Annotated in this window: 24 protein-coding genes; 18 read left to right on the top strand and 6 right to left on the bottom strand. The window is 73.5% G+C overall.

Features of this window, described 5'->3' with window-relative positions; genetic code table 11:
• The first annotated feature begins 3 nt into the window (after nucleotides 1-3).
• From ACIBJF_RS24625 to ACIBJF_RS24600, 6 genes are all read left to right on the top strand, one after another.
• Nucleotides 4-1,482 carry a SulP family inorganic anion transporter gene (locus ACIBJF_RS24625; RefSeq protein ID WP_399176697.1) on the top strand — a complete coding sequence of 493 codons (1,479 nt, stop codon included), beginning with the start codon at nucleotides 4-6 and terminating at the stop codon, nucleotides 1,480-1,482.
• Nucleotides 1,483-1,618: 136 nt separating this feature from the next.
• On the top strand, nucleotides 1,619-2,470 hold the full coding sequence (locus ACIBJF_RS24620; RefSeq protein ID WP_399176695.1) for a slipin family protein: 852 nt from the start codon (nucleotides 1,619-1,621) through the stop codon (nucleotides 2,468-2,470).
• A 10-nt stretch (nucleotides 2,471-2,480) separates the two neighbouring features.
• Complete coding sequence (locus ACIBJF_RS24615; protein ID WP_399176693.1) at nucleotides 2,481-3,032, top strand: YbhB/YbcL family Raf kinase inhibitor-like protein; 552 nt, start codon at nucleotides 2,481-2,483, stop codon at nucleotides 3,030-3,032.
• A gap of 23 nt (nucleotides 3,033-3,055) precedes the next feature.
• On the top strand, nucleotides 3,056-3,913 hold the full coding sequence (locus tag ACIBJF_RS24610) for a PPK2 family polyphosphate kinase (protein WP_399176691.1): 858 nt from the start codon (nucleotides 3,056-3,058) through the stop codon (nucleotides 3,911-3,913).
• Nucleotides 3,914-3,930: 17 nt separating this feature from the next.
• The gene (locus tag ACIBJF_RS24605; protein ID WP_399176690.1) at nucleotides 3,931-5,454 is read left to right on the top strand and encodes an FAD-dependent oxidoreductase; all 1,524 of its coding nucleotides are present in this window, start codon (nucleotides 3,931-3,933) and stop codon (nucleotides 5,452-5,454) included.
• A 95-nt stretch (nucleotides 5,455-5,549) separates the two neighbouring features.
• A complete protein-coding gene (locus tag ACIBJF_RS24600) occupies nucleotides 5,550-5,732 on the top strand; it encodes a hypothetical protein (protein ID WP_351806679.1) in 183 nt (60 codons plus the stop codon).
• 9 nt (nucleotides 5,733-5,741) lie between these two features.
• On the opposite strand, the gene ACIBJF_RS24595 is transcribed toward ACIBJF_RS24600, so the two are convergent.
• A complete protein-coding gene (locus ACIBJF_RS24595; protein WP_399176689.1) occupies nucleotides 5,742-6,413 on the bottom strand; it encodes an ABC transporter in 672 nt (223 codons plus the stop codon).
• Nucleotides 6,410-7,288: an ATP-binding cassette domain-containing protein gene (locus ACIBJF_RS24590; protein WP_399176688.1), complete on the bottom strand. Its 879-nt coding sequence runs from the start codon at nucleotides 7,286-7,288 to the stop codon at nucleotides 6,410-6,412. Before ACIBJF_RS24590 ends, ACIBJF_RS24595 begins: the two co-directional genes overlap by 4 nt.
• A gap of 79 nt (nucleotides 7,289-7,367) precedes the next feature.
• On the opposite strand from ACIBJF_RS24590, the gene ACIBJF_RS24585 reads away from it, so the two are divergent.
• The 7 genes from ACIBJF_RS24585 (at nucleotide 7,368) to ACIBJF_RS24555 (ending at nucleotide 14,813) form a co-directional block, all read left to right on the top strand.
• A complete protein-coding gene (locus tag ACIBJF_RS24585) occupies nucleotides 7,368-8,084 on the top strand; it encodes a peptidyl-tRNA hydrolase (protein WP_399176687.1) in 717 nt (238 codons plus the stop codon).
• Between the two features lie 8 nt (nucleotides 8,085-8,092).
• Nucleotides 8,093-8,731, top strand: coding sequence for a TetR/AcrR family transcriptional regulator (locus ACIBJF_RS24580; RefSeq protein WP_399176686.1), 639 nt, complete (start codon nucleotides 8,093-8,095; stop codon nucleotides 8,729-8,731).
• Between the two features lie 76 nt (nucleotides 8,732-8,807).
• Nucleotides 8,808-9,416: a TIGR03086 family metal-binding protein gene (locus tag ACIBJF_RS24575; protein WP_399176685.1), complete on the top strand. Its 609-nt coding sequence runs from the start codon at nucleotides 8,808-8,810 to the stop codon at nucleotides 9,414-9,416.
• A 106-nt stretch (nucleotides 9,417-9,522) separates the two neighbouring features.
• A complete protein-coding gene (locus ACIBJF_RS24570) occupies nucleotides 9,523-10,839 on the top strand; it encodes a DUF692 domain-containing protein (RefSeq protein WP_399176684.1) in 1,317 nt (438 codons plus the stop codon).
• A gap of 502 nt (nucleotides 10,840-11,341) precedes the next feature.
• Nucleotides 11,342-12,112 (top strand): DUF4142 domain-containing protein, encoded by a 771-nt coding sequence (locus tag ACIBJF_RS24565; RefSeq protein WP_399176683.1) that lies wholly within the window; start codon nucleotides 11,342-11,344, stop codon nucleotides 12,110-12,112.
• 106 nt (nucleotides 12,113-12,218) lie between these two features.
• Complete coding sequence (locus ACIBJF_RS24560) at nucleotides 12,219-12,998, top strand: TIGR04222 domain-containing membrane protein (protein ID WP_399176681.1); 780 nt, start codon at nucleotides 12,219-12,221, stop codon at nucleotides 12,996-12,998.
• 165 nt (nucleotides 12,999-13,163) lie between these two features.
• Nucleotides 13,164-14,813 carry an alpha/beta hydrolase gene (locus ACIBJF_RS24555; protein WP_399176679.1) on the top strand — a complete coding sequence of 550 codons (1,650 nt, stop codon included), beginning with the start codon at nucleotides 13,164-13,166 and terminating at the stop codon, nucleotides 14,811-14,813.
• 17 nt (nucleotides 14,814-14,830) lie between these two features.
• Here ACIBJF_RS24555 and hemQ read toward each other — a convergent pair whose 3' ends face one another.
• The gene (gene hemQ, locus ACIBJF_RS24550) at nucleotides 14,831-15,562 is read right to left on the bottom strand and encodes a hydrogen peroxide-dependent heme synthase (RefSeq protein ID WP_399176678.1); all 732 of its coding nucleotides are present in this window, start codon (nucleotides 15,560-15,562) and stop codon (nucleotides 14,831-14,833) included.
• Between the two features lie 5 nt (nucleotides 15,563-15,567).
• The gene (gene hemG / locus ACIBJF_RS24545; protein ID WP_399176676.1) at nucleotides 15,568-17,022 is read right to left on the bottom strand and encodes a protoporphyrinogen oxidase; all 1,455 of its coding nucleotides are present in this window, start codon (nucleotides 17,020-17,022) and stop codon (nucleotides 15,568-15,570) included.
• Between the two features lie 139 nt (nucleotides 17,023-17,161).
• Here hemG and ACIBJF_RS24540 point away from each other — a divergent pair, with 139 nt between their 5' ends.
• Together ACIBJF_RS24540 and ACIBJF_RS24535 are read left to right on the top strand one after the other, a co-directional pair.
• Nucleotides 17,162-18,133 carry a DUF4349 domain-containing protein gene (locus tag ACIBJF_RS24540; RefSeq protein ID WP_399176674.1) on the top strand — a complete coding sequence of 324 codons (972 nt, stop codon included), beginning with the start codon at nucleotides 17,162-17,164 and terminating at the stop codon, nucleotides 18,131-18,133.
• Between the two features lie 27 nt (nucleotides 18,134-18,160).
• The gene (locus ACIBJF_RS24535) at nucleotides 18,161-19,552 is read left to right on the top strand and encodes an FAD-dependent oxidoreductase (protein ID WP_399176673.1); all 1,392 of its coding nucleotides are present in this window, start codon (nucleotides 18,161-18,163) and stop codon (nucleotides 19,550-19,552) included.
• Here the strand turns inward: ACIBJF_RS24535 and ACIBJF_RS24530 are convergent.
• On the bottom strand, nucleotides 19,549-19,818 hold the full coding sequence (locus ACIBJF_RS24530) for a hypothetical protein (RefSeq protein WP_351806705.1): 270 nt from the start codon (nucleotides 19,816-19,818) through the stop codon (nucleotides 19,549-19,551). The two genes, ACIBJF_RS24535 and ACIBJF_RS24530, sit on opposite strands and share 4 nt — an antisense overlap.
• 91 nt (nucleotides 19,819-19,909) lie before the next feature.
• Here ACIBJF_RS24530 and ACIBJF_RS24525 point away from each other — a divergent pair, with 91 nt between their 5' ends.
• Nucleotides 19,910-20,734 carry a rhomboid family intramembrane serine protease gene (locus ACIBJF_RS24525; RefSeq protein ID WP_356313265.1) on the top strand — a complete coding sequence of 275 codons (825 nt, stop codon included), beginning with the start codon at nucleotides 19,910-19,912 and terminating at the stop codon, nucleotides 20,732-20,734.
• A 1-nt stretch (nucleotide 20,735) separates the two neighbouring features.
• Here the strand turns inward: ACIBJF_RS24525 and hemE are convergent, their stop codons facing one another.
• Complete coding sequence (gene hemE / locus ACIBJF_RS24520) at nucleotides 20,736-21,776, bottom strand: uroporphyrinogen decarboxylase (RefSeq protein WP_399176725.1); 1,041 nt, start codon at nucleotides 21,774-21,776, stop codon at nucleotides 20,736-20,738.
• A gap of 158 nt (nucleotides 21,777-21,934) precedes the next feature.
• Here hemE and ACIBJF_RS24515 point away from each other — a divergent pair, with 158 nt between their 5' ends.
• Nucleotides 21,935-22,612 carry a DUF3000 domain-containing protein gene (locus tag ACIBJF_RS24515; RefSeq protein WP_399176670.1) on the top strand — a complete coding sequence of 226 codons (678 nt, stop codon included), beginning with the start codon at nucleotides 21,935-21,937 and terminating at the stop codon, nucleotides 22,610-22,612.
• A gap of 280 nt (nucleotides 22,613-22,892) precedes the next feature.
• Nucleotides 22,893-23,549 (top strand): response regulator transcription factor, encoded by a 657-nt coding sequence (locus ACIBJF_RS24510; RefSeq protein ID WP_351806713.1) that lies wholly within the window; start codon nucleotides 22,893-22,895, stop codon nucleotides 23,547-23,549.
• Nucleotides 23,550-23,796: the final 247 nt, after the last annotated feature.

Genomic DNA, 23,796 nt, shown 5'->3' with positions numbered 1-23,796 from the left:
CCGATGACCAGCAAGAACCTCATATCCCGGTTTCCGTACCTGCGGCAGGACTTCACCGCCTCCCTCGTCGTCTTCCTGGTCGCGCTGCCGCTGTGCGTGGGCGTGGCCGTCGCCTCCGGGGTCCCGGCCGAACTCGGCCTGGTCACCGGCATCGTGGGCGGCCTCGTCACCGGGCTGATGCGCGGCAGCAGCCTGCAGGTGTCGGGTCCGGCGGCCGGCCTGACCGTGCTCGTCTTCGAGGCGGTCCAGGAGTTCGGGCTGCCGGCACTCGGCGTGATCGTGCTCGCCTCCGGACTCCTCCAAGTGGCCATGGGCCTGCTGAGGCTGGGCCGCTGGTTCCGCGCCATCTCGGTCTCCGTGGTCGAGGGCATGCTGGCCGGAATCGGACTGGTGCTCATCGCGGGGCAGTTGTATCCGGCGCTGGCCGCCAAGGCCCCCGATTCCGGCCTGGGCAAGATCGCCGGGCTGCCCCGGGCGTTCCTGGACGCCCTCGGCGACGGCAGGGCGGTGGCCTCGCTCGCGGTGTGCGCGGGCACGGTCGCGGTGCTGCTGCTGTGGAAGCGCGTCCCGGCGAAGGCGCGGACGCTGCCCGGCCCGCTGGCCGCGGTCGGCCTCGCCACGGTGGCCGCGTTCGCGCTCCACCTGCCGGTGGCCACGGTCGAGGTGCGGGGCCTGCTGGGCTCGGTCCAGCCGCCGCCGCTGAGCGCGTTCGGCGAACTGGGCAGTGCCGGGCTGCTCGGCACGATCGTCGCCTTCACGCTGATCGCCTCCGCCGAGTCGCTGTTCAGCGCGGCGGCCGTGGACCGGCTGTACTCCGGACCGCGCACCGAGTACGACCGCGAGCTGGTCGCGCAGGGCGCCGGGAACACGGTGTGCGGGCTGCTGGGCGCGCTGCCGATGACCGCGGTGATCGTGCGCAGCGCGGCCAACGTCCAGGCGGGCGCCCGTACCAAGGCCTCCCGCGTCCTGCACGGCGTGTGGCTGCTGCTGTTCGCCGCGCTGCTGCCGGACGTGCTCGCCCACATCCCGGTCCCGGCGCTCGCGGGCATCCTGATCCACTCGGGCGCCAAGCTGGTCCCGGTCCGGGCGCTGGCCGTGCTGTGGCGCGAGCACCGGGGCGAGGCGCTGATCCTCGCGGTGACGGCGGCCTCGATCGTGGCGGTCAGCATGTTCGAGGGCGTGCTGATCGGCCTGGCGATGGCGGTGGTCAAGACCGCCTGGCAGGCCTCGCACGTCAAGCTGGAGGTCGTCGACAAGGGGGCGGGCCCGGTCGACGCCTATCTCTCGGGCAACGCGACCTTCCTGCGACTGCCGAGGATCCTGGACAGCCTGGAGTCGCTGCCCCAGGACCGCCCGGTCCGCCTGGACCTGTCCGGCCTGCACCATCTGGACCACGCCTGCCGTACGGCCCTGGAGAACTGGGCCGAGCGGCACAGCGCGGCGGGGACGGAACCGGTGAAGGTCACGACGCCGGCCCGCTGACGGCCGCCGTCTCCGGGCCGGGGTGCCGACGCCCCTCGGCACCCCGGCCCGGTCCCCCGGCTTATGGCTTCCGCCCCACCCCGGGCATATGGTTACAGCAGCGGACGAAATCGGACCTCTCCGTGAGGAGGTCACCATGCTCCAGGAGCTGCTGGGCGCCGTGGCGGCGGCGGGTTCGGTCGCCGTGGTCTATCTGGCGATGGCGGCGCGGATCGTCAAGCAGTACGAACGAGGCGTGCTCTTCCGCCTCGGCCGGGTGTTGGGAGGCGAACGCGAGCCCGGCCTGACCCTGGTGATCCCCTTCGTGGACCGGCTGCACAAGGTCAACATGCAGATCGTCACGATGCCGATCCCGGCCCAGGAGGGCATCACCCGCGACAACGTCACCGTCCGCGTGGACGCCGTCGTCTACTTCCGCGTGGTCGACGCGGCGAGCGCCCTGGTGAAGGTCGAGGACTACAAGTTCGCGGTGTCGCAGATGGCCCAGACGTCGCTGCGGTCGATCATCGGCAAGAGCGACCTGGACGACCTGCTCTCCAACCGCGAGAAACTCAACGAGGGCCTGGAGCTGATGATCGACAGCCCTGCCGTCGGCTGGGGCATCCAGGTCGACCGGGTGGAGATCAAGGACGTCTCCCTGCCGGACACGATGAAGCGGTCCATGGCCCGCCAGGCCGAGGCGGACCGGGAGCGCCGGGCCCGGATCATCAACGCGGACGCCGAGTACCAGGCCTCCAAGAAGCTGGCCGAGGCGGCCCAGCAGATGGCCGACACCCCGGCCGCCCTCCAGCTCAGGCTGCTGCAGACCGTGATGGCGGTGTCCGCCGAGAAGAACTCCACGCTGGTCCTGCCCATCCCGGTGGAGCTGCTGCACTTCCTGGAGCGGGGCAACCAGCAGGCCGCGCCGAACGGTGACGGGGAACTCCGCCTGGAAAAGAGTGCCCAGCAGACCGTGCCGGACGAGGACGGAGAGCTCCCCTCCGGATAACGTGCCGGGCATGCGCAGGAGCTGGGTGATCGCCGTGGCCGCGATGGCCTTCGTCGCGGGCTGCGGGGACGGCGCCGGACCGGCCGCCGCGCCCTCCCCGAGCGGAGCCCGCCGGCTGACCGTCACCAGTACGGCCTACGCCGACGGCGGCACCGTCCCGCGCCGGCACACCTGCGACGGCCCCGACGTCTCGCCTCCGCTGGCCCTGACCGGCGTACCCGCGCGGACGTCCTCCCTGGCCCTGCTCCTGCGGGACTCGGACGCCCCGCACGGCACGTTCACGCACTGGCTGGTGTGGGACATCGACCCGCACACCACGCGGCTGTCCGCGGGGGAGCACCCGCGGGCGGCGAGCGAGGGCCGCAACGACTTCGGGAAGACCGGGTACAGCGGTCCCTGCCCGCCGCGCGGTGACCCGCCGCACCGCTATGTCCTCACGGTGTACGCCGTCGACCGGCGTGTGTCGCTCGCCGCGGGAGTCTCGCCGACGGATCTGCTGAAGGCGATTTCCGGGCACACGTTGGCTGTGGGCACGTTGACGGGACGGTACGGACGGGGGTAGTGCCGCAGAGGGAAAGGGTGACCGTGGCCAAGAAGAACGGCAAGGACCTCAGGGAATCGCTGCGTCTCCCTCCCGGTGAGCCGGTCGACCTCGCCGCGTACGACACCCGGGCCACGCCCGGTGCCCCCGGCGGGAAGAAGGCGGCCCTGCGGGACACCGCGCCCATGGGAAAGCGGCTCGCCGAGCTCCAGGTGCGGCTGTGGGCGGCGAGTACGGCGGGGGACCGGCGGCGGGTGCTGGTGGTGCTCCAGGGGATGGACACCAGTGGCAAGGGCGGCACGGTCAAGCACGTCATCGGCCGGCTCAACCCGGCCGGCTGCCGGATCCAGGCGTTCAAGGCGCCCACCGAGGAGGAACGGCGGCACGACTTCCTGTGGCGGGTGCGCCCGGCCCTGCCCCGGCCGGGCGAGATCGGCATCTTCGACCGCTCGCACTACGAGGACGTCCTCATCGCCCGGGTCCGGCATCTCGCCCGCCCCGCCGAGATCGGCAGCCGCTACGGCCTCGTCAACGACTTCGAGCGGTCCCTCGCCGAGGACGGCGTGACCGTGATCAAGTGCTTCCTGCACATCTCCCGCGAGGAGCAGAAGCGCCGGCTGCTGCGCCGCCTGGACCGCCCGGACAAGCACTGGAAGTTCGATCCGGTCGACATCGACGAGCGCGCGCTGTGGCCCGCCTACCAGGAGGCCTACCAGCTGGTGCTGGAGCGCTGCGCGGCGCCGTACGCGCCCTGGTACCTGGTCCCGGCGGACCGCAAGTGGTACCGGAACTGGGCGATCAGCCGTCTGCTGCTGGAGCATCTGGAGGAACTGGACCCGCAGTACCCGAAGGGCGACTTCGACGTGGCCGAGTGCAGGGAGCGGCTGCTGAAGGAGGCGTAGCCGGGTACCCGGCGGCCATGCGCGAACAACGGCAGGTCACCGACTCGTACTGGCTCCGGACCGCACCGGGGCCGTCCCGTCCCCCGCTGAGCGAGGACCTGGACGTGGATGCGGCCGTCGTCGGCGCGGGCATCGCCGGGCTGAGCACCGCGCACGAACTGGCCCGGGTCGGGCTGCGGGTGGCGGTGCTGGAGGCCGGGCGGGCGGCGGCCGGGGTCACCGGATACACCACGGCCAAGCTGACCGCCCAGCACACCCTCGTCTACGACCGGCTGCGGCGCACCCGCGGACCCGAGGGGGCGCGGCTGTACGCCCGCTCGCAGTCGGAGGCGATCGAGCACGCGGCGGCGCTGGTGGCCGAGCTGGGCATCGAGTGCGAGTGGGAGACCCGGGACGCGTACACCTATGTGCGGGCCCCCTCGCGTGCGGACGAGGTGCGGGCGGAGGCGGAGGCGGCGCGGGAGGCGGGGCTGCCGGCCGCGTTCACGACGGAGACCGGGCTGCCGTTCCCGGTGGCGGGCGCGGTCCGGGTGACGGGGCAGGCGCAGTTCCATCCGGTGAAGTACCTGCGGGCGATCACCGAGGATCTTCTGGCGCGGGGCGGCCGGCTGTACGAGGGGACACGGGTCGTCGGCCTGCAGGAGGGCGGAGAGCCCTGCCGGCTGACGACCGAGGCGGGCCACACGGTCACCGCCCGGGACGTCGTGATCGCCACCCACTACCCGGTGTTCGACCGGGCGCTGCTGTTCGCCCGGCTCTCCCCGCGCCGGGAACTGGTCGTCGCGGGCCCGCTGGGCGAGGGCGCCGACCCGGAGGGCATGTACATCACGCCGGAGGAGAACACCCGCTCGGTGCGCACGGCGCCGTACGGCGCGGACGGGCAGCGGCTGCTGGTCGTCACCGGTGAGCACTTCACGCCCGGCACCGGCGATGTGCGGGCCGGCTTCGACGGCCTCGCCGCCTGGGCCGAGGAGCACTTCCCGGGGGTGGCCCTGGACCACGCGTGGGCCACCCAGGACAACGACTCCACCGACACCGTGCCGCTGGTCGGCCCCTTCCACCCGGGCGCCCGGCACACCTATGTCGCGACCGGTTTCGGCGGCTGGGGGCTGAGCGGCGGCATCATGGCCGGGCTGCTGCTGACCGCGCTGATCACCGGGCGGGACTGCGCCTGGCGCGAGCTGTACGACCCGCGGCGGCTGAAGTCGGTGGTGCGCGAGGCGCCGTCGCTGCTGAAGACGCAGGCGGAGGTCGCCCGGCATTTCGTGGGCGACCGGCTCAAACCGCCTGCCTCGGTGGACGACCTGGCCCCCGGCGACGGTGCGGTGGTCCGGGCGGACGGCGGCCGGCTCGCGGTGCACCGGGACGAGGAGGGCGCCCTGCACGCGGTCTCGGCCCGCTGCACCCACCTCGGCTGTCTGGTCGCCTTCAACCGGGCCGAACGCGCCTGGGAGTGCCCCTGCCACGGCTCGCGCTTCGACGTCGACGGCACGGTGCTCCAGGGCCCGGCGGTACGGCCGCTGGAGCCGCGTGACCTGTGAGGTTCCCGCGATCCCCGTTCGCCACCGACGAAGCCCGGCTCGGTGGCCGTCACGGCGAGAACGGCGGACACCGCTGGCCGTCCTACGCTGGAGGCATGAGCGACGAGGACTACTGCACGGTCGTCCGGGCGGCGAAACCGCCCGAGGCCGACGGCCCGCCGTACGCCGAGTGCGTGCTGTGCCGGGAGCCGACGGAGTACCCGGAGTCGTACAAGGGCATCACGCTCTGCCCGCGCTGCGAGTGGCTGGAGGCGCAGCGCACCGCCTGCTCGGGGTGACCGGCTCGCTCAGGGCGCCCGGCGGGCGGTGAGCCGGGCGGCCACGGCGAAGGCCGCGGCCGTGAGCAGGGCCGCCCCGGCCAGGGGCAGCAGCGGCACCGGCGCGCGGCCGGTCCGCGACCCTTTGACCAGGCCCTGGACGGCGGCCTGCGCCGGGGAGCCGGTGAGCACCACCGCCAGCAGCGCGCCGAGCAGCATCGCGGGCACCGCGCGGCCGGTGGAACGCAGCAGCGGCCGGTTGCTGAGCGCGCCGACGGCCGCGCCGAGCAGCGCGCAGGTGAGCGTGGCCGGCAGTCCGGCCGCACCCGCCCGCAGCAGGGGGACGGGAACCCGGTGCCCGTTGCTCGCCGGATCGCTGATCAGCGTCACCACCGCGGTCGCCACCACGCCGAGGGCCACCGAGGCGAGCAGGGCCGTCAGCAGAGAGGCCAGGTGCGCCCGGGCGGGGCCCCGCGCCGCGGCGACACAGGCGCGGGCCGCGTCCGGCTCGCCGGTGACACAGATCCGCACCAGCCAGGCGGCCACCGGGAGCAGACCGGCGGCGGTGTAGCCGAGCGAGTCGAGGACGGGCTGGCCGCTCTGCACGCCGATCCCGAGGAACGCGGCGTACAGGATCACCGGCGGCAGCCAGCGCTGGGAGCGCACCAGCAGGTCGGCCTGGTAGCGCAGGAGTGCGGTCATGGGCGGCTTCCGGGGTTCGGTACGGGTTCGTCCGGGGGCGGGGTGACGCTCACGACGTGCCAGGGCGGGCGGGCCGTGAGCAGGGTGCGCAGGACGACGTCGGAGTGGGAGGCGGGCACGGCGAGGCGGTGGACACCGGGAGCGGTCTCCTCGGCGAAGGCGGCGGTCCGGGCCGCGTCGGGCGGCAGCTGCCCGCCGGCCGGTCCGCGCACGGTGACGAGGGTGAGCGGCCCCTCCGCTGAACTCCCGTGGTCCGTACGGCGCTTGAGGCCGCCGTCGAGCACCGTGTACGTCGCGTCCGGCGCCCCGGCCAGCCGGCGCCGGTCGTGGTCCACGAACACCACGGCGCCCCCGGCGGCGGTCCGCTCGGCCACCGCACGCTCCAGCTCGGCCCGCGCCGCCGCGTCCAGTCCGGTCCAGGCCTCGTCCAGCACCAGCAGCTCCGGCTCGCCGAGCAGGGCCTGCGCGACGGCCACCTTCTGGCTGCTGCCCTTGGACAGCCGCGCCATGGGCGTGCCGGCGTACGCCGCCGCGCCGAAGCGCTCCAGCCAGGTGCCCGCGGCGCGGTGTGCCGTCCGCCGGCTCAGGCCGTGCACCGTGCCGAGGTGGGTGAGGTAGCCGAGGGCGGTGAAGGGGAGGGCGGAGGGGAAGCGTTCGGGGACGTACGCGGTGCGGGGGCGGCCGGTGACACGGCCCTCCGACGGCGCGTCCAGACGGGCGAGGAGGCGGAGCAGGGTGGACTTTCCGGTGCCGTTCGCTCCGTCTACGCGGGTGAGGGTTCCGGGCGTGACGGTGAGGTCGACGCCTCTTAACACCCAGGGGCCGCGGATGCCGTAGCGGCGGCCTACGGCGGTCAGTCGCAGGTCACGTTGCATGCGGATATTTTGTCCGGTCTCGCCGCAGGATCTGATCAGCCTGTCGGCCCGCAGGCGCCCCCCTTTAAGGTTGGCTGGTGTGAGCCATGTTTCAGCCTCCCCCGGAGACAGTCCCTTCCAGGCCGAGCGCACTCCGCGCGACGAGGCGCCGCAGTTCGTGCTGCCCCTCGTCGTACGGATCGAGAAGAGCGCGCCGCCGGCGCGCACCGACGCGCTGGAGACGGCCGCCCGGGCGGTGCTGGTGCTGCTCGGGGACGAACGGGCGCACGGGGACGGCGAGTGGGCCGAGGCGGTGCGGAGCTGGGAGGACGCGCGGATCCGCAAGGTCGTGCGGCGGGCCAGAGGCGCCGAGTGGCGGCGGGCCGAGGGGCTGCCGGGGATCACGGTGACCGGCAAGTCCGCGCAGGTGCGGGTCTTCCCGCCGATCCCGCTCGACGGCTGGCCCAAGGACCTGGCCAAGCTCCAGGTGTCCGGCACCGAGCTGGACGACCCGGAGCCGCCCGTCGCCGCGGACGCGGCCCAGCCGGTGCTGTGGCTGAACCCCGGGCTGGAGATGTCGGCCGGGAAGGCGATGGCGCAGGCCGGGCACGGTGCCCAGCTGGCCTGGTGGGCGCTGTCCGGCGCCGAGCGCGCCGCCTGGCGGGACGCGGGCTACACACTGGCCGTGCGTACGGCCGACCCCGCCGACTGGGCACGGCTGGCCGGCGGCGGCCTGCCGATGGTGCGGGACGCCGGCTTCACGGAGATCGCGCCGGGCAGCTGCACGGTCGTCGCCGACCATCCGGCGCTGCGCTAGGAGGGCCGATGACGCGGGTCGACGGGCGGGTCGAGCGGGGCAACCGCACCCGCCGGCTGGTGCTGCGCCGCACGGTGGACATCGCCTCGGTCGAGGGCCTGGAGGCGCTCACCGTCGGCCGTCTCGCCGCCGAGCTGGAGCTGAGCAAGAGCGGGGTGTTCGCGCTCTTCGGCTCCAAGCAGGAACTGCAGCTGGCCACCGTGCGGGAGGCGGCGCGGATCTTCACCGAGCGGGTGATCCGGCCCGCCGCCGAGACCCCGGCCGGCATCGGCCGGGTGTGGCGGCTGTGCGAGCTGTGGCTGGAGTACTCGCGCGGCCGGGTGTTCCCGGGCGGCTGCTTCTTCTACGGCGCCATGGCCGAGTTCGACGCGCGGACGGGGCCCGTGCACGACGCCGTGGTCCGTGCGCAGCGCGACTGGTCGGCCCATGTCGAGCGCACGATCGACGAGGCCCGTACGGCGGGTGAGCTGCGCGCCGACACCGACGGGGCGCAACTCGCCTTCGAGGTGGTGGCGTTGCTGGAGACGGCGAACGCCCTGTCCGTGCTGCACGACGAGGAGACCGCGTACCGCAGGGCGCGGGTGGCCCTGGCGCGGCGGCTGCGCGATGCGGCCGTGGATGGTGCCCCGCTCCCCCGATTTCCTTGATGTGAGCCGGTGTTGGGAAAGAGGACGCACCTGCCAAAAAATAAGCACGTCCGTTCGGTTTGTTTTATGTCGGGCCATGACTCTGACCGGAGCGGACTTCGTCGCACTCGACCGGATCGCCGTCCAGGAGGCCGTGCGCGTGGTGGACCTGGCCACGGACGCCGACTGGAGCCGGGACACCCCCTGCGCGGACTGGACCCTGCGGCGGCTCGTCGCGCACATGACCGCACAGCACGTGGGGTTCGCCGCCGCGGCCCGCGGGGCGGGGCGGGAACCGGAGCACTGGCGGGAGCCGGAGGACATGAGCGAGCCCGCCCGAATCCACCGGTCGGCCGCGGCCTCGGTCCTGTCGTCCTTCGCCGAACCGGGCGCGGCCCAGCGGGAGTTCATGCTGCCGGAGCTGGGCGGCGGCTTCCCGGGCGGCCGGGCGATCAGCTTCCACTTCGTCGACTACGTCGTCCACGCCTGGGACGTCGCCGCCGCCCTCGGCACCAGGCCGGAACTCCCCGAGCACGTCCTCGTCGCCGTGCTCGCCGTGGCCCGTCGGGTGCCGGACGATCCCGGCCGGCGCGGCCCGGGCTTCGCCTTCGCCCCGGCGCTGAAGGTGCCCGAGGGCTCCGGCCCGCTGGAGGAGGCACTGCGCCTGCTGGGCCGCAGCCCCGAGCGGTGGCCGGCCCGGGGCTGAAGCTCAAATGTTGCTCTGAACACGGCACGGAGGAGGTTCGGGTCCGGCCGCCGGGGCCATACCCCCGTCATTCGACGGAGGGTTCGCTCGACGGAGGGGAGGAGCCATGCGGCGACTGGGCACGGGGATCGGCTGGCGGCCGGAGATAGCGGACGCCGTGGAGCGCATGCCGGGCATCGACTGGGTGGAGGTCGTGGCGGAGAACGTCTGCCCCGGCCACCTTCCCGAGTCGCTGCTGCGGCTGCGCGAGCGCGGCGTGACCGTGATCCCGCACGGCGTCTCCCTCGGCCTCGGCGGCGCCGACCGCCCCGAGGAGGCGCGGCTGACGGCACTGGCGGAGCGCGCGGAGGCCCTGGGGTCCCCCCTGGTCACCGAGCACATCGCGTTCGTCCGCGCGGGCGGGGTCCTCACCGCCTCCCCGCGCCTGGAGGCCGGGCACCTGCTGCCGGTGCCGCGCACCAGGGACGCCCTGGACGTGCTCTGCGAGAACGTGCGCATCGTGCAGGACGCGCTTCCCGTGCCGCTGGCGCTGGAGAACATCGCCGCGCTGTTCTCCTGGCCGGGCGAGGAGCTGACGGAGGGGCAGTTCCTGTCCGAGCTGGTCGAGCGCACCGGCGTACGGCTGCTGATCGACGTGGCCAACCTGCACACCAACCACGTCAACCGGGGCGAGGACCCGGCCAGGGCGCTGGCCGCGCTGCCCGTGGAGGCGATCGCCTACGTCCATGTCGCGGGCGGCTTCGAGCGCGACGGCGTCTGGCACGACAGCCACGCCCACCCCGTGCCGCGCCCGGTGCTCGACGTTCTGACCGACCTCGCCTCCCGTACCGCGCCGCCCGGCGTCCTCCTGGAACGGGACGAGAACTTCCCCGAAACGGCCGAACTGGAGCGGGAGTTGGCGATGATCCGGGACGCGGTGGCGGCTGGGCGCGCGCGGGCCGAGGGAAGTGCGGGGACCGGTGCCGTCGCCGGCGCGGCGGGCGGGGGTGTCGCCGTCCTGGCGCCGCCGACGGTCCGTGCGCGGGAGCGGCTCGCCGTCGCCCAGACCGCCGTACTGTCCTCGCTGGTGGCCGGGACGCCGGTGCCCGAGGGGTTCGACCGGGTGCGGATGGGGGTGCAGGCGCGGGCGCTCGCCTCGAAGCGGGCGGACGTGGTGGCGAAGGTGGCGCCCGAGCTGCCGGTCATTCTCGGCGACGGGTACCGGGCGGCGTTCCTGGACTACGCCCGGGTGCGGCCGATGACCGGGGGCTACCGACGGGACGCCCTGGATTTCGCCGGGCACTTGCTCACAGCGGGACGGCCGAAGGAGCCGGGGTCTCGCCGACAGCTCCGTGAGTGGTGGCTGGACCGGGCGGGTCCGGCGCCGAGGTCCGGCGGGCGGGTGGCCCGGGCGGCACGGAAGGTACTGCTGCGGAGGGCATGACGCGGTGCCGGCGCCCGCCGGGTGCCGCTGCGCCCACCCGTCGTGGCTCCGCTTCCGCGTCCACCGGTGCCGCGTCGGTCGGTGCTGCCTCGGTAACGGCGGCGGCCGTCTTCCGCGTGCGGCACGGCTTCGCTTCCGTGCCCTCCGCCGTGGCGACGGCCGTCTCGCCGGCGGGCTCGGCGGTCTTGCGCGTCCGGCGGCGCGGCTTCGCCTCCGCAGCCTCCACGGGCGCGGCCTCGGCCTGCGGCTCGCCCCAGCGGCGCGACCGCCCGCGCACTACGACGGCGACGAGCGCCCCGTAAGGGGCGCGGGGCCGCATCGATATGAGGCTCCGCCGCGTGGGCGCGTCCAGCCACGAAGCACCCGCAGTCGCCAACGCGCCGCGTCCCCGACGGCACCCACGCGCACCCCCGAGCCCGGCGGCAGCCGACCGCAGCCGAGTAGTATGCCGCCCGCACCCCACCCCCTGCACACTCGCGTGCGGTGCGCTACAGGAGGCGTCATGCGACCCCGACCCCCCGTCAAGGGCCGAGGCATATTCAGCGGCACAGGCCTCATCATCGCGGCCCTCGCGGCGACCGCGGCGGCGCTGCTCTACCCGCTCTGGTCGTACTCCGGCCGCCAGAGCCCGGCGGCCGGTGCGACCGTCCTGAGCACGCAGACCGTGACGACCCCCTACGGCCCCCTGTCCGCGCAGGACCGGGACTTCATCACCAAGGTCCGGCTGGCGGGGCTTTGGGAACTGCCCGCCGGTGAGATGGCGGAGCGGAAGGGCACCACGGGGGCCGTACGCACGGCGGGGCAGCACCTGGTCGACGGGCACGCCTCGCTGGACGCCCATGTCCGCACCGTCGCCACCCAGCTCGGCGTCCCGCTGCCCAACGAGCCGAACAGGCAGCAGCAGCAGTGGCTCGACACCCTTAAGACGGCGCAGGGCCAGGACTTCGACCGCCAGTTCGCCGGCATCGTACGGCTCGCCCACGGCCGCGTGTTCGCGCTCGTCGCCGCGGTCCGGGCCGGCACCCAGAACTCCCTGGTCCGCGATCTCGCCGACGACGCGAACGCGACCGTCCTGGATCACATCAAGGTCCTGGAGGCGACCGGCTACGTCGACTTCGCCGCGCTCGCGAAGGAACTGGCCTCCTCGCCCACCCCCGTACCGACCCCGCCGGCCGTCGAACCGAGTGCCGCCGTGCCGGTCACCCCGTCGCCGGCCGAGTCGTACTCCCTGCCGCCCGCCACCACCAGCCCGCCGGCGACGAACGGCTCCTGACGTCCCCGACCCGGGCGTGGAACGGAACGTCACAAACCGCTGACACTGTGTCCGGATGATGAACAGGGCATGGCGCACACCGAGGCCTCTGACATAGAAACGCGTCATGTTCTGGGTCCTTCTCCTGCTTCTGGCCTGGGCGTTCGCCGGTACGGCGTGCACCCGGCTGTGCCTTGCGGCCGTCCGCGCGGCAGCCCTGGACGCGGATGCCACGACGGCGGACCACGAGCACGACCTGACGCTCTACGAGGCGGCCTTCCTCTCCGGCGGCCCGGCCCGGGTCGCCGATGTGACGATGGTCTCCATGGCCCGCCAGCGGCGCCTGCACCTCGCGCACACCGGCTGGGCCACGGTGGTGGACCCGCGGGGGCGTGACGAGATCGAGCAGTCCGTCATAGGAGCCATCGGCCCGGAAGGGCAGTCGCGCATCGCGCCCGCGCGGGCGCGGGCGGCCGGCGCCGAGGCGGTACGGCGGCTCGCCGACCGGCTGGTGCGCGCCGGTCTCGCCGTCCCCGACGGCTCCGGTGCGACCGTGGGCGCCGCCGTCCGCCAGGTGCGCGCCGCCGCGTCGGCCGCGGCGGTGCTCGGGATGACCGCGCTGCTGCTGCCCGTCCAGACCGGGACGCCCCGGCTGCTGGTCGGACTGTGGTTCGCCCTGCCCCTCGTGCTGTCCCTGAGCTGCCTCGCCATCGCCCGGTTCGAGGTGCATCCCTACTCGCGCTGGGCCTCCCCGGCCGGGCAGCGGCTGCTGGGCGCGCTGGTGCGCAGACCGGCCGGCGACGAGCGGTCCTTCCTCACCTCGGTCGCCGTACGCGGGATCCGCGCGATCGGCGAGCCGCAGCTGCGCGCCGCCTTCACCCACCGCGACCAGCCCTGGCGGGAGTGAGGACGGCCCGAGGTCCCGCGACAGGCTCTTCGAGGGGTGCATAGGGGGCATTGGCGTCGACACCGGCCGGGTGGTGCTTGCCTTCACCGAGGGCCGAACGAAACATCCCTTGTGTTGTTGCCGGGCCGTGGCAGCCGTGCCATCGCCGCACCGAAGGGATACGCGATGAGAGCTGCCGCCCTGTACTCGGCCGCCGGATCCTTGCTCCTGACCACCCTGGCCGCCGCGCCGGCGGGCGGTGCGGCCCGCGTGGCAGGGGCGGCGGCCGTCCCCGGCACGGCCGAGCTGCGCGGCACCGCGGTGGCCGCGGCCCGCGCCCGGGCGACCGGTATCGACTTCGGCGCGTGCTCCGCCGCCGACGTACCCGAGGTGCCCGGCAGCAACGTGCGGTGCGGCACGGTGACCGTCCCGCTCGACTACGCCCACCCGGAGGGCCCGCAGATCCGCCTGACCGTCAGCCGGATCCCGGCGACGCAGAAGGACCCGCGCAACAGCAAGCGGAAGGTCCCCCGGCAGGGCGCCCTCGTCTACAACCCCGGCGGCCCCGGCGCGTCCGGCATGTACTTCCCGCTGATCGGCAGGGTCCCGCAGTGGCAGCGGATCGCCGCCGCCTACGACCTGGTCGGCTACGCCCCGCGCGGCGTGGGCCGTTCTGCGCCGCTGTCCTGCGAGGACCCCGAACGCTTCGTCAAGGCGCCCACCGCGTCGCCGACCCACCCGACGGAAGGCTACAAGCGGCAGCGCATCGCCCAGGCCAAGGCGTACGCGCGCGGCTGCGCCCGGCGCTCCGGGAGCAAGCTGCGCTTCTACACCTCGCTGAACAACGCCCGGGACCTCGACGTGCTACGGGCCGCGCTGGGCGAGGACCGGCTGACCTTCGTCGGAGCTTCGTACGGCACCTACTTCGGCGCGCTGTACGCCACCATGTTCCCCACGCACGTGCGGCGTATGGTGCTGGACTCGGCGGTGAACCCGGACCCGGCGAAGGTCTGGTACCGCAACAACCTCGACCAGTCGGCGGCGTTCGAGGACCGCTGGGCGGACTTCCGGGACTGGATCGCCCGCCACGACGACGTCTACCGGCTCGGGAACACCGCCGAGAAGGTGCAGCGCGGCTACGACACCGCGCGCGAGCGGCTGGCCGGGAAGGCGGCCGGCGGGAAGGTCGGACCCGGGCAGCTGCAGAACGCGTTCCTCATGGCCGGGTACTACGACGAATTCTGGCCGAGCCGGGCCGAGGCGCTGTCGGCCTATCTGCACGGCGACCCGAAGCCGCTGGTCCGGCTGGCCGCGCCGAACGCGGAGACGGCCGCCGAGGCGGAGAACGGCAGCGCCGTCTACACGGCCGTGGAGTGCAACGACGCTCCTTGGCCGACGGATTGGAAGACGTGGGACCGCGACAACACCCGGCTGGCCCGGGTGGCGCCGTTCGAGACCTGGGACAACGCCTGGATGAACCTGCCGTGCGCCTACTGGCCGGCGCCCCGCCGGCAGCCGCTGGACGTGCGGACCGGACCGGGCGAACTGCCGCCGGTGCTGATCCTGGCGGCCGAGCGGGACGCGGCGGCGCCGTACCCGGGGGCGCTGGAGATGAACCGGCGGCTGGCCGGCTCGGTGCTGGTCACCGAGCGGGACGCGGGGACGCACGGGATCGGGGGCGGGCCCAACCAGTGCGTCAACGGCCACCTCGACGCGTATCTGCTGGAGGGCCGTGTCCCGGTGCGGCACGCGTCGTGCGCGCCGCACCGGTTGCCTCCGGCGGTCGGGCCAGCGAAAGAGTCCCAGCGAGGCTCCGTGCGGGGCGGGCGGCGCTAGGGGCCCTTCGGGGCGCTTCAGGCCAGGCCCGCCACCAGGTCCCCGATGTCCTTGCGGCGGCCCGTGAAGAACGGGACCTCCTCGCGGACGTGCATGCGGGCCTCGGAGCCGCGCAGGTGGCGCATGAGGTCGACGATGCGGTACAGCTCGTCGGCCTCGAAGGCGAGGACCCACTCGTAGTCGCCGAGCGAGAACGAGGCGACCGTGTTGGCGCGCACGTCCGGGTAGCTGCGGGCCATCTTGCCGTGGTCCGCGAGCATGCGGCGGCGGTCCTCGTCCGGCAGCAGGTACCAGTCGTAGGAGCGCACGAACGGGTAGACGCTCACGTAGTTGCGGGGCGTCTCGTCGGCGAGGAACGCCGGGATGTGCGAGCGGTTGAACTCGGCGGGGCGGTGCAGCGCCATGTTCGACCAGACCGGCTCCAGGGCGCGGCCCAGCCTGGTGCGGCGGAAGAGGTTGTACGCCTCCTGCAGCTGGTCGCTGCTCTCGGCGTGCCACCAGATCATGAGGTCCGCGTCGGCGCGCAGACCGGAGAGGTCGTAGGTGCCGCGGATCGTCACGTCCTTGGCGGCGAGCTGGTCGAACAGCTCCTGGACCTCGTCAGCGTAACCGGCGCGGTCCTCGGGCAGTACGTCCTTGAGCTTGAAGACCGACCAGAGGGTGTAGCGGATGACCTCGTTGAGGTCCTTGGCCAGCTTGCCCTTGTTCGGGATCCTGCCGGACTCGGTGGTGGGGGCGTTGTCACTCATGGTCCCTATTCTCCCGCTCCGCCGTGGAGGCTCTGCACCGGGTTGGCCGTAAGCTCCCGGATTCCGCTCAGGTCGCCGTCGAGCTGGTCGACGGCCGCGTACGCGCTCGCGATGCAGGCCGGGATGCCGACGCCGTCGTACTGCGCGCCGCACACCGCGAGGCCCGGCAGCTTGGCGACGTGCTCGCGGATACGGGCCACGCGCGCGTGATGCCCGACCGGGTACTGCGGCAGGCCGTCGGTCCAGCGGGTCACCCGGGTCCGCAGGGGCACGGCGTCCAGGCCGGCGGCCTCCCGCAGGTCGTGGCGGGAGATCTCGACGAGGGCGGCATCGTCCCGCTGGAGGATCTCCGTCTCGCCGTGCCGGCCCACGGAGGTGCGCAGCACCACCACGTCCGGGTCCTCCTCGGCGATCCAGCCCCACTTGCGGGAGGCGAACGTGGACGCCTTGATGGTGCGGCCGTCGACGGGGGGCACGAGGAAGCCGCTGCCCTCGGGGAGGTTCAGGCCCGGGCGGCGGTAGGCGAGGGTGACCAGCGCCATGGACGCGTACTCGACGGCGGCCAGCTCGGCGGCGGCCTCCGGGGACTCCGCGCGCAGCAGCCGCGCGGCCGCCGGGGCGGGTACGGCGACGATCACGGCGTCGGCGTGCAGCACCCGCTCACCGGCGGTGAGCCGCCAGCCGCCGGACGCCTCGCGGCGCAGCTCGGTGACCGGTGTGCCGGTCAGGATCTCGCCGCCGCGGGCCCGGACGGAGTCGGCGACCGCGAGCGGCAGGGCGCCGACTCCGCCCTCGATGCCCATGAAGACCGGCCCGGTCTGCTGGTTCGCCGCCGCCTGGGCCTGGATCTCGCGGACTGCCTCCGTGAGGGAGGTGTGGGTGCGGGCGGCCTGGAAGAGCTGCGGGACGGCCGAGCGCATCGAGATGCGGTACGCGTCGCCCGCGTACACGCCGCCGAGCAACGGCTCGACCAGGCGGTCGACGACCTCGCGGCCGAGCCGCGCGGCCACGTACTCCCCCACGGCCACGTCGTCGCCGACCTCGGTGCGCGGCAGGTCGGCGTCGCGCTCGATGCGAGCCAGGCCCTCCTCGGAGAGCACCCCGGAGAGGGCGGCGGCGGCGCCGGGGACGCCCATCACATGGCCCTTGGGCATGGGGCGCAGGGCGCCGCGGGTCCAGATCGAGGCGGTCGCGGTGGCCGGCGGCTGGAGGCGCTCCGCCAGGCCCACCTCTCGTGCCAGGGTCACGGCCTCGGGGCGGCGGGCGAGCATCGACTCGGCGCCCAGGTCGACCCGCACGCCCGCGATCTCGCCGGGCAGCAGCTTGCCGCCGACCCGGTCCGCGGCCTCCAGCACGGTCACGCGCGTGCCGCGCCCGAGCAGCCGGTGGGCGGCGGCCAGCCCGGCGATACCGGCTCCGATGACGACGACATGCCCCGTACGCGTACCCGTTGCGCTCATGCCCCCACTCTCTCAGACCCCACCGACACTCCCGCCAGGGGCGGAGGTCCCCACGCAGGGGACCGTCGTCCGAACGTTCCGGCACGTCCGGCCGTCGTAGGGACGTCACAGGCCGCAGAGCCCTCGGGGGTACCGTCCCATGCGCACATCACGTTCCGCTCGGCCCGCACGCCCCGCCAGGGCCCTGGCGGGGATCCTGCTCGGCGCCTCCCTCGCCCTCGCCGGATGCGGCGGTGCGGACGACTCGGGCGGCGGTGGTTCGGCGAAGTCCGCGGCGGACGGCGCCGACGTGGCCGCCGGGCCCGGCGCGGCCGGCAGCGCCGAGCCGGCGGCACCGAAGACACCGCGGCTCACCCAGAGCGCGGTCATCCGCACCGCGTCCCTCACCCTCCAGGTCAAGGACGTGCCCAAGGCCCTGGACCAGGCCCGCGCGACCGCCGAGGACGCGGGCGGCTACGTCGGCAAGGAGAGCACCGGCCGGGACGCCGACGGCCATGAACACACCCGCGTCGTGCTGCGGGTGCCCGCCGCGCGGTACGACGAGGTGCTCGCCGGACTCCAGGGGACGGGCCGGCTGATCGATCGTACGGCGCAGGCGGAGGACGTCACCGACCAGGTCGTGGACGTGGACAGCCGCGTCAAGTCGCAGCGGGCCAGCGTGGACCGGATCCGCGCGCTGATGGACCGGGCGACGAAGTTGAGCGATGTCGTCGCGCTGGAGGGCGAGTTGAGCAGCCGTCAGGCCGACCTGGAGGCGCTGCTGGCCCGGCAGGCGTCCTTGAAGGACCGCACGAGCCTCGCCACCATCACGCTGTCGCTGTCCGAGACACCGGTGAGGAAGGCGGCCGGTGACGGCTCCCCCGGCGTCGTGGACGCCCTGTCCGGCGGCTGGCACGTGTTCGTGAGCATGCTGCGCTGGATCGTCCTCGCGCTCGGCGCAGCCCTGCCGTTCGCGGCGTCCGCGGCCCTGCTGACGCTGCTGTGGCTGCGGGTCGTACGGCGTCGGCCGCCGACCCGTCGGGAGCCCGCGCCCACGATGACGGCGCCGAGCCCGTTGCCGTCGGCCCGCCCGGCGCCGGAACCCTCGACGGAGCGGCCGGACCGGGAATGAAATGCCCGCGCCCCGTAGCGTGTTCCCATGAGCATGGGTGACGGACGAGGCGAGACGGAACGGCTGGTCGTGATCGGCGGCGACGCCGCGGGCATGTCCGCGGCGTCGCAGGCGCGCCGGCTGAAGGGGCCCGGGGAACTGGAGATCGTGGCCTTCGAACGCGGCCACTTCACCTCCTTCTCGGCGTGCGGCATCCCGTACTGGGTGGGCGGCGACGTCCCCGAACGCGACGCCCTGATCGCCCGCACCCCCGAGGAGCACCGGGCGCGCGGGATCGATCTGCGGCTGCGCACCGAGGTCACCGAGATCGACGTGGCCGGGCAGCGGGTACGCGTGCGTGACGTCGATTCCGGCGCCGAGTCCTGGACGTCGTACGACAAGCTCGTCATCGCGACCGGCGCGCGCCCGGTCCGCCCCGACCTGCCCGGCGCGGACGCCCCCGGGGTGCACGGCGTGCAGACCCTGGACGACGGCCAGGCCCTGCTGGAGACGCTGGCACGCACGCGTGGCCGCAGGGCCGTGGTCGTGGGCGCCGGCTACATCGGCGTGGAGATGGCGGAGGCGCTGATCAACCGCGGCTTCGAGGTGACGGTCGTCAACCGCGGCAAGGAGCCGATGTCGACGCTCGATCCGGACATGGGCCGGCTGGTGCACCGGGCCATGGAGGGCCTCGGCATCACCATGGTGAACGACGCCGAGGTCACCAAGATCCTCACCGGGGAGGACGGCCGGGCCCGCGCGGTGGCCACGCAGGACGCCGAGTACCCGGCGGACGTGGTGGTCCTCGGCATCGGTGTCCGTCCGGAAACCGCGCTCGCCAGGGCCGCGGGGCTGCCCCTCGGCGCCCATGGCGGCCTGCTCACCGACCTCGCGATGCGGGTGCGCGGCCACGGGAACGTCTGGGCCGGCGGCGACTGCGTGGAGGTGCTGAACCTGGTCTCCGACCAGGAGCAGTACATGCCCCTCGGCACCCACGCCAACAAGCACGGCCAGGTCATCGGCACCAACGCGGGCGGCGGTTACGCCACCTTCCCGGGCGTGGTCGGCACGGCGGTCAGCAAGGTCTGCGACCTGGAGATCGCCCGCACCGGCCTGCGCGAGAAGGACGCCGACCGGGTGGGCCTGCGGTACGAGACGGTCACCATCGAGTCCACCAGCCGCGCCGGCTACTACCCCGGCGCCTCCCCGATGACGGTCAAGATGCTCGCCGAACGCCGCACCGGCCGGCTGCTCGGCGTCCAGATCGTCGGCAGGGAGGGCGCGGCGAAACGGGTCGACATCGCCGCGGTGGCGCTGACCGCGCGGATGACGGCGAAACAGATGACGGCCCTGGACCTGGGCTACGCCCCGCCTTTCTCCCCGGTGTGGGACCCGGTCCTGGTGGCGGCGCGAAAGGCGGCCGCGAAGGTGCGGGACTAGGCCGTTCCGCTGATGCGCGGCAGCGCGGACACGGCCGCCGGCGGCTGTTCCCCGGCGGGCTTCGCGTGCGTGGCGGAGGGCCGGGTGGACCGCAGCCGGTAGCTCACCGCCTCGTCGAGTGTCACCGGCCGCTGCATCTGGGAGGCGAGCCGGCCGGCCTCCTGGCCGAGCCGGGCCACGTCCTCCCAGGGGAGCCGCAGGACCAGAGAGATCTCCGCCTCGCCGTCGGGCAGAGCATGCATCGGAGGAGTGATTCGTTCGCTCATCGCCTGTCCTCACGTCGGTTGACAGCAGATACGCACACGCACCCGGCGCCGTTCACCGATTCGCCCGCCGCATCCCGGGCACTACTTCTGTGTGGTCATCCCCGTCCATGACGTGAACCCGGTGCGCCGCACCCCCTGGGTGACGTACGCCCTCATCGCCGCGAACGTCCTGGTGTTCGTCACCACGCCCGGCATAGCCGGTTCCGTGGCCGGCGGCAGCGACCTGGCGCAGCTGTGCCATCTGCAGGCCTTCATGGATCACTACGCCGCCGTGCCACGGGAGCTGATCCACCATCAGATGCCGCGGCTGGTCCCGACGGGACAGGTGGGCGTCGGACCGCACGGCCCGGGCTGCGTGGTGGCCCCGCCCCGCTACGACAAGTCGCCGCCGCTGTCGGTCTTCACGGCGATGTTCCTGCACGGCAGCTGGCTGCACCTGCTCGGCAACATGCTCTTCCTGCTGATCTTCGGCAACAACGTCGAGGACCGGATGGGCCACATCCGCTTCTTCCTCTTCTACGTCGTCTGCGGGTACGCGGCCGGATACGGTTTCGCGTTGCTCAACGCCACCTCGGGCGACCCGCTGATCGGCGCGTCCGGTGCGATCGCGGGCGTGCTCGGCGCCTACATCGTGCTGTGGCCGAGGGCCCGGGTGTGGGTCCTCGTGCCGTTCCTGGTCTTCCTGCCGCTGAGGCTGCCCGCCTGGCTGGTGCTGGGCTTCTGGTTCGTGCTGCAGGCGGTGTACTCGTCCGGGCACGGCGTGTCCGGGGCGGGCACGGTGGCATACGCGGCGCACGTGGTCGGATTCCTGGCGGGCATGCTGCTGGCCTGGCCGCTCAAGCCCGGCACGCCGCCCCCGCCGGAGCCGCGCGGCCTGCTGTTCGGCAGGCGGGCGCGGCCCCGTTACACGTGGTGAGTCAGCGCGCGGTCGCGGTGTGGACGTACTCCACGAGCCGGGTGAGCGCGTCCGGGTCGGTGTTCGGCATGACGCCGTGGCCGAGGTTGAAGACGTGGCCCTCCAGGCCGCCGGCCGCGTCCAGCACCTCGCGGGCCTTGGCCTCGACGGTGTCCCTGTCGGTGAACAGGACCGTCGGGTCGAGGTTGCCCTGCAGCGCCTTGCCGGGGCCGACGCGGCGCTGCGCCTCGTCCAGCGGGACGCGCCAGTCGACGCCGACGACGTCCGCGCCGGCCTCGCCCATGAGCTTCAGCAGCTCGCCGGTGCCGACACCGAAGTGGATGCGCGGGACGCCGTAGCCGGCGACGGCGTCGAAGACCTTCGCGGAGGCGGGCATGGCCGAGCGCCGGTAGTCCGCCGGGGCGAGGGCGCCGACCCAGGAGTCGAACAGCTGGACCGCGCTCGCGCCGGCCTCGATCTGCACCTTCAGGAAGGCGGCCGTGATGTCGGCCAGGCGGTCCAGCAGGTCGGCCCACAGCTCGGGGTCGCCGTACATCATCGCCTTGGCGTTCTCGTACGTGCGCGAGGGACCGCCCTCGACGAGGTAGCTCGCGAGGGTGAAAGGCGCGCCCGCGAAACCGATCAGCGGGGTCTGCCCCAGCTCCTTGGTGAGCAGGCCGATGGCCTCGGTCACGTAGGGAACGTCCTCGGGTGTGAGGTCGCGCAGCCGGGCCAGGTCGGCGCGGGTGCGGATGGGCTCCTCGACGACCGGGCCGACGCCCGGCTTGATGTCGAGGCCGAGGCCGACGGCCTTCAGCGGGACGACGATGTCGCTGTAGTAGATCGCCGCGTCCACGTGGTGGCGGCGCACCGGCTGCAGCGTGATCTCGGCGACCAGCTCGGGCCGCATGCAGGACTCGAGCATCGGGATGCCCTCGCGCACCTTGCGGTACTCGGGCAGGGAGCGGCCGGCCTGGCGCATGAACCACACGGGGGTGTGCGGCACGGGTTCGCGCCTGCACGCCTTGAGGAAGGCGCTGTCGTACGTCGCTGTCGGCTGCATGCTGGTGTTGGCGGTCACGGGGCAAGTTTCGCATGCCGCCGGAAGCGATCGATCCGGGACCGGTGCCGGCCGGGAGTCGGGTCACCCGCCCGTGGCCACGTGCGTCGCGGTGGTGTCTTGCCCTGCACGAAGGCCCGGTTCCCCTTACTCTTCCCGGCATGGCTGCGGCTCACGGACGAATGTCGGACAGCGCTGACGGAATGGACGACGTGAAGGACACCGAGGAGGCGGACCGGCGTTCCGGTACTCCGGGGCCGCCGGCGTTCCTGGCCGCGGTCGACGCCCTGCGCAGCTGCCGGTTGCGGCCCCAGGTCGAGGTGGAGCCCACCCCCGCCCCGCAGCGGCTAGCCCCGTACGCCTACGCGCTGGAGGCCGTGGTGATCGACGGCGAGCAGGAGCTGGCCGACGGACGTCTGGTGCTGCTGCACGACCCGGCGGGTCACGACGCCTGGCGCGGAACCTTCCGGCTGGTGACGCTGGTGCGCGCGGAGCTGGAGCCGGAGATGGCCGCCGATCCGCTGCTGCCCGAGGTGTGCTGGTCGTGGCTGACCGGGGCGCTGCAGGCGCGCGGGCTCGGCTACGGCGAGCCGAGCGGGACGATCACCCGCGCGAGCTCGCACTACTTCGGCGGGCTGGCCGAGCGGCCGGCGGCCTCGCAGATCGAGATCCGGGCGTCCTGGACGCCCCGTGAGGGCCTCGGCGGAGTGCCCGACACCGCCTCCCATCTCGCCTCCTGGTGCGATCTGCTGGCCCAGGTCGCGGGACTGCCGCCGGCCGGTCCGGGCGACGCCTCGGTGGTGACGCTGCCGCAGCGCAGGGGTCCGCAGCCACGGTGAGCGGGGCCGACGGACCGGCCTTTCATCCGCATGGGCGCCTTATTGACCATCCTTTTGTCGATACGGCCACTTTCCGACCCCAAATGGCACTCGCTCGAACCGACTCGATCTTCGGATGATCGATCGCGTGTCCGAATTGCACAGATTATTACTCACTAGATCGTGATCATTCTCTAAAGGCGGACGAGTTTGCTGCCGAAGACGACTGTGACCTAGAAAGCACGGTTCGTCCCGGCTTCCTCCCCACAAGCCGGCCCCGTCCCCCCACCCAGGAGGCCTGGTGTCCGTTCTCCTCGAGCAGCCCGCAAGCCTGGTCGCCTACCGCCCGAACAAGCCGACCGCCATGGTGGTCGTGGCCGACCCCCGCGTCCGTTCCACCGTCACCCGCCATCTGTGGGCGCTCGGCGTGCGCGATGTGATCGAAGCCTCGTCCATCGCGGAGGCTCGTCCTCGCATCGGCAACCCGCGCGACATCTGCGTCGCCGACGTCCATCTGCCCGACGGCTCCGGCCTGACCCTGCTGTCCGAGACCCGCGCCGCGGGCTGGCCCAACGGGCTGGCGCTGTCCGCCGCCGACGACATCGGCGCGGTGCGCAACGCCCTGGCCGGCGGGGTCAAGGGTTATGTCGTCACCGGCACCCGTACCAACCTCGGCATGCCCACCCGGCCCGGCGCCGCTCCCCTCGGCGCCGCCCGGATGCACCGCCGCCCCCCGGGTGCCCCGAGCCACCCGGGCGGCTACCGGGAGCTGTCCGGCCGCGAGGTCGAGGTGCTGCGGCTGGTCGCGGAGGGCCAGTCGAACAAGGCGATCGGCGTCTCCATGGGCCTGTCCGCCCTGACCGTCAAGAGCCACCTCGCCCGCATCGCCCGCAAGCTCGGCACGGGCGACCGGGCCGGCATGGTGGCCGTCGCCCTGCGCACGGGGATCATCCACTGAGCCCAGTCGATCACCGAGCCGATCACCTCTTACCGAACCGATCACCGTTTTACCGAACCGCCCATAGAGCCGTTCAGAGCAGCGCACGGTTCACTCACATGAACCGCGCCTTTCACCGACCTGACTGGTTTACGACCCTCCGGCGCCCCGCGGCCGCCACGTACACGCAAGCCGCGCGGGCAAACCACCCAAACCCAACACACGGGACGCCAGCCCCACACACCCACCCGCACCCAACCCCCGCAAA

It is taken from the genome of Streptomyces sp. NPDC050743 (genome assembly GCF_044456925.1).
GTDB lineage: Bacteria > Actinomycetota > Actinomycetes > Streptomycetales > Streptomycetaceae > Streptomyces.
Note: the sequence above shows the minus strand (reverse complement) of the source record. Positions and strands in the feature narration are given on the sequence as shown.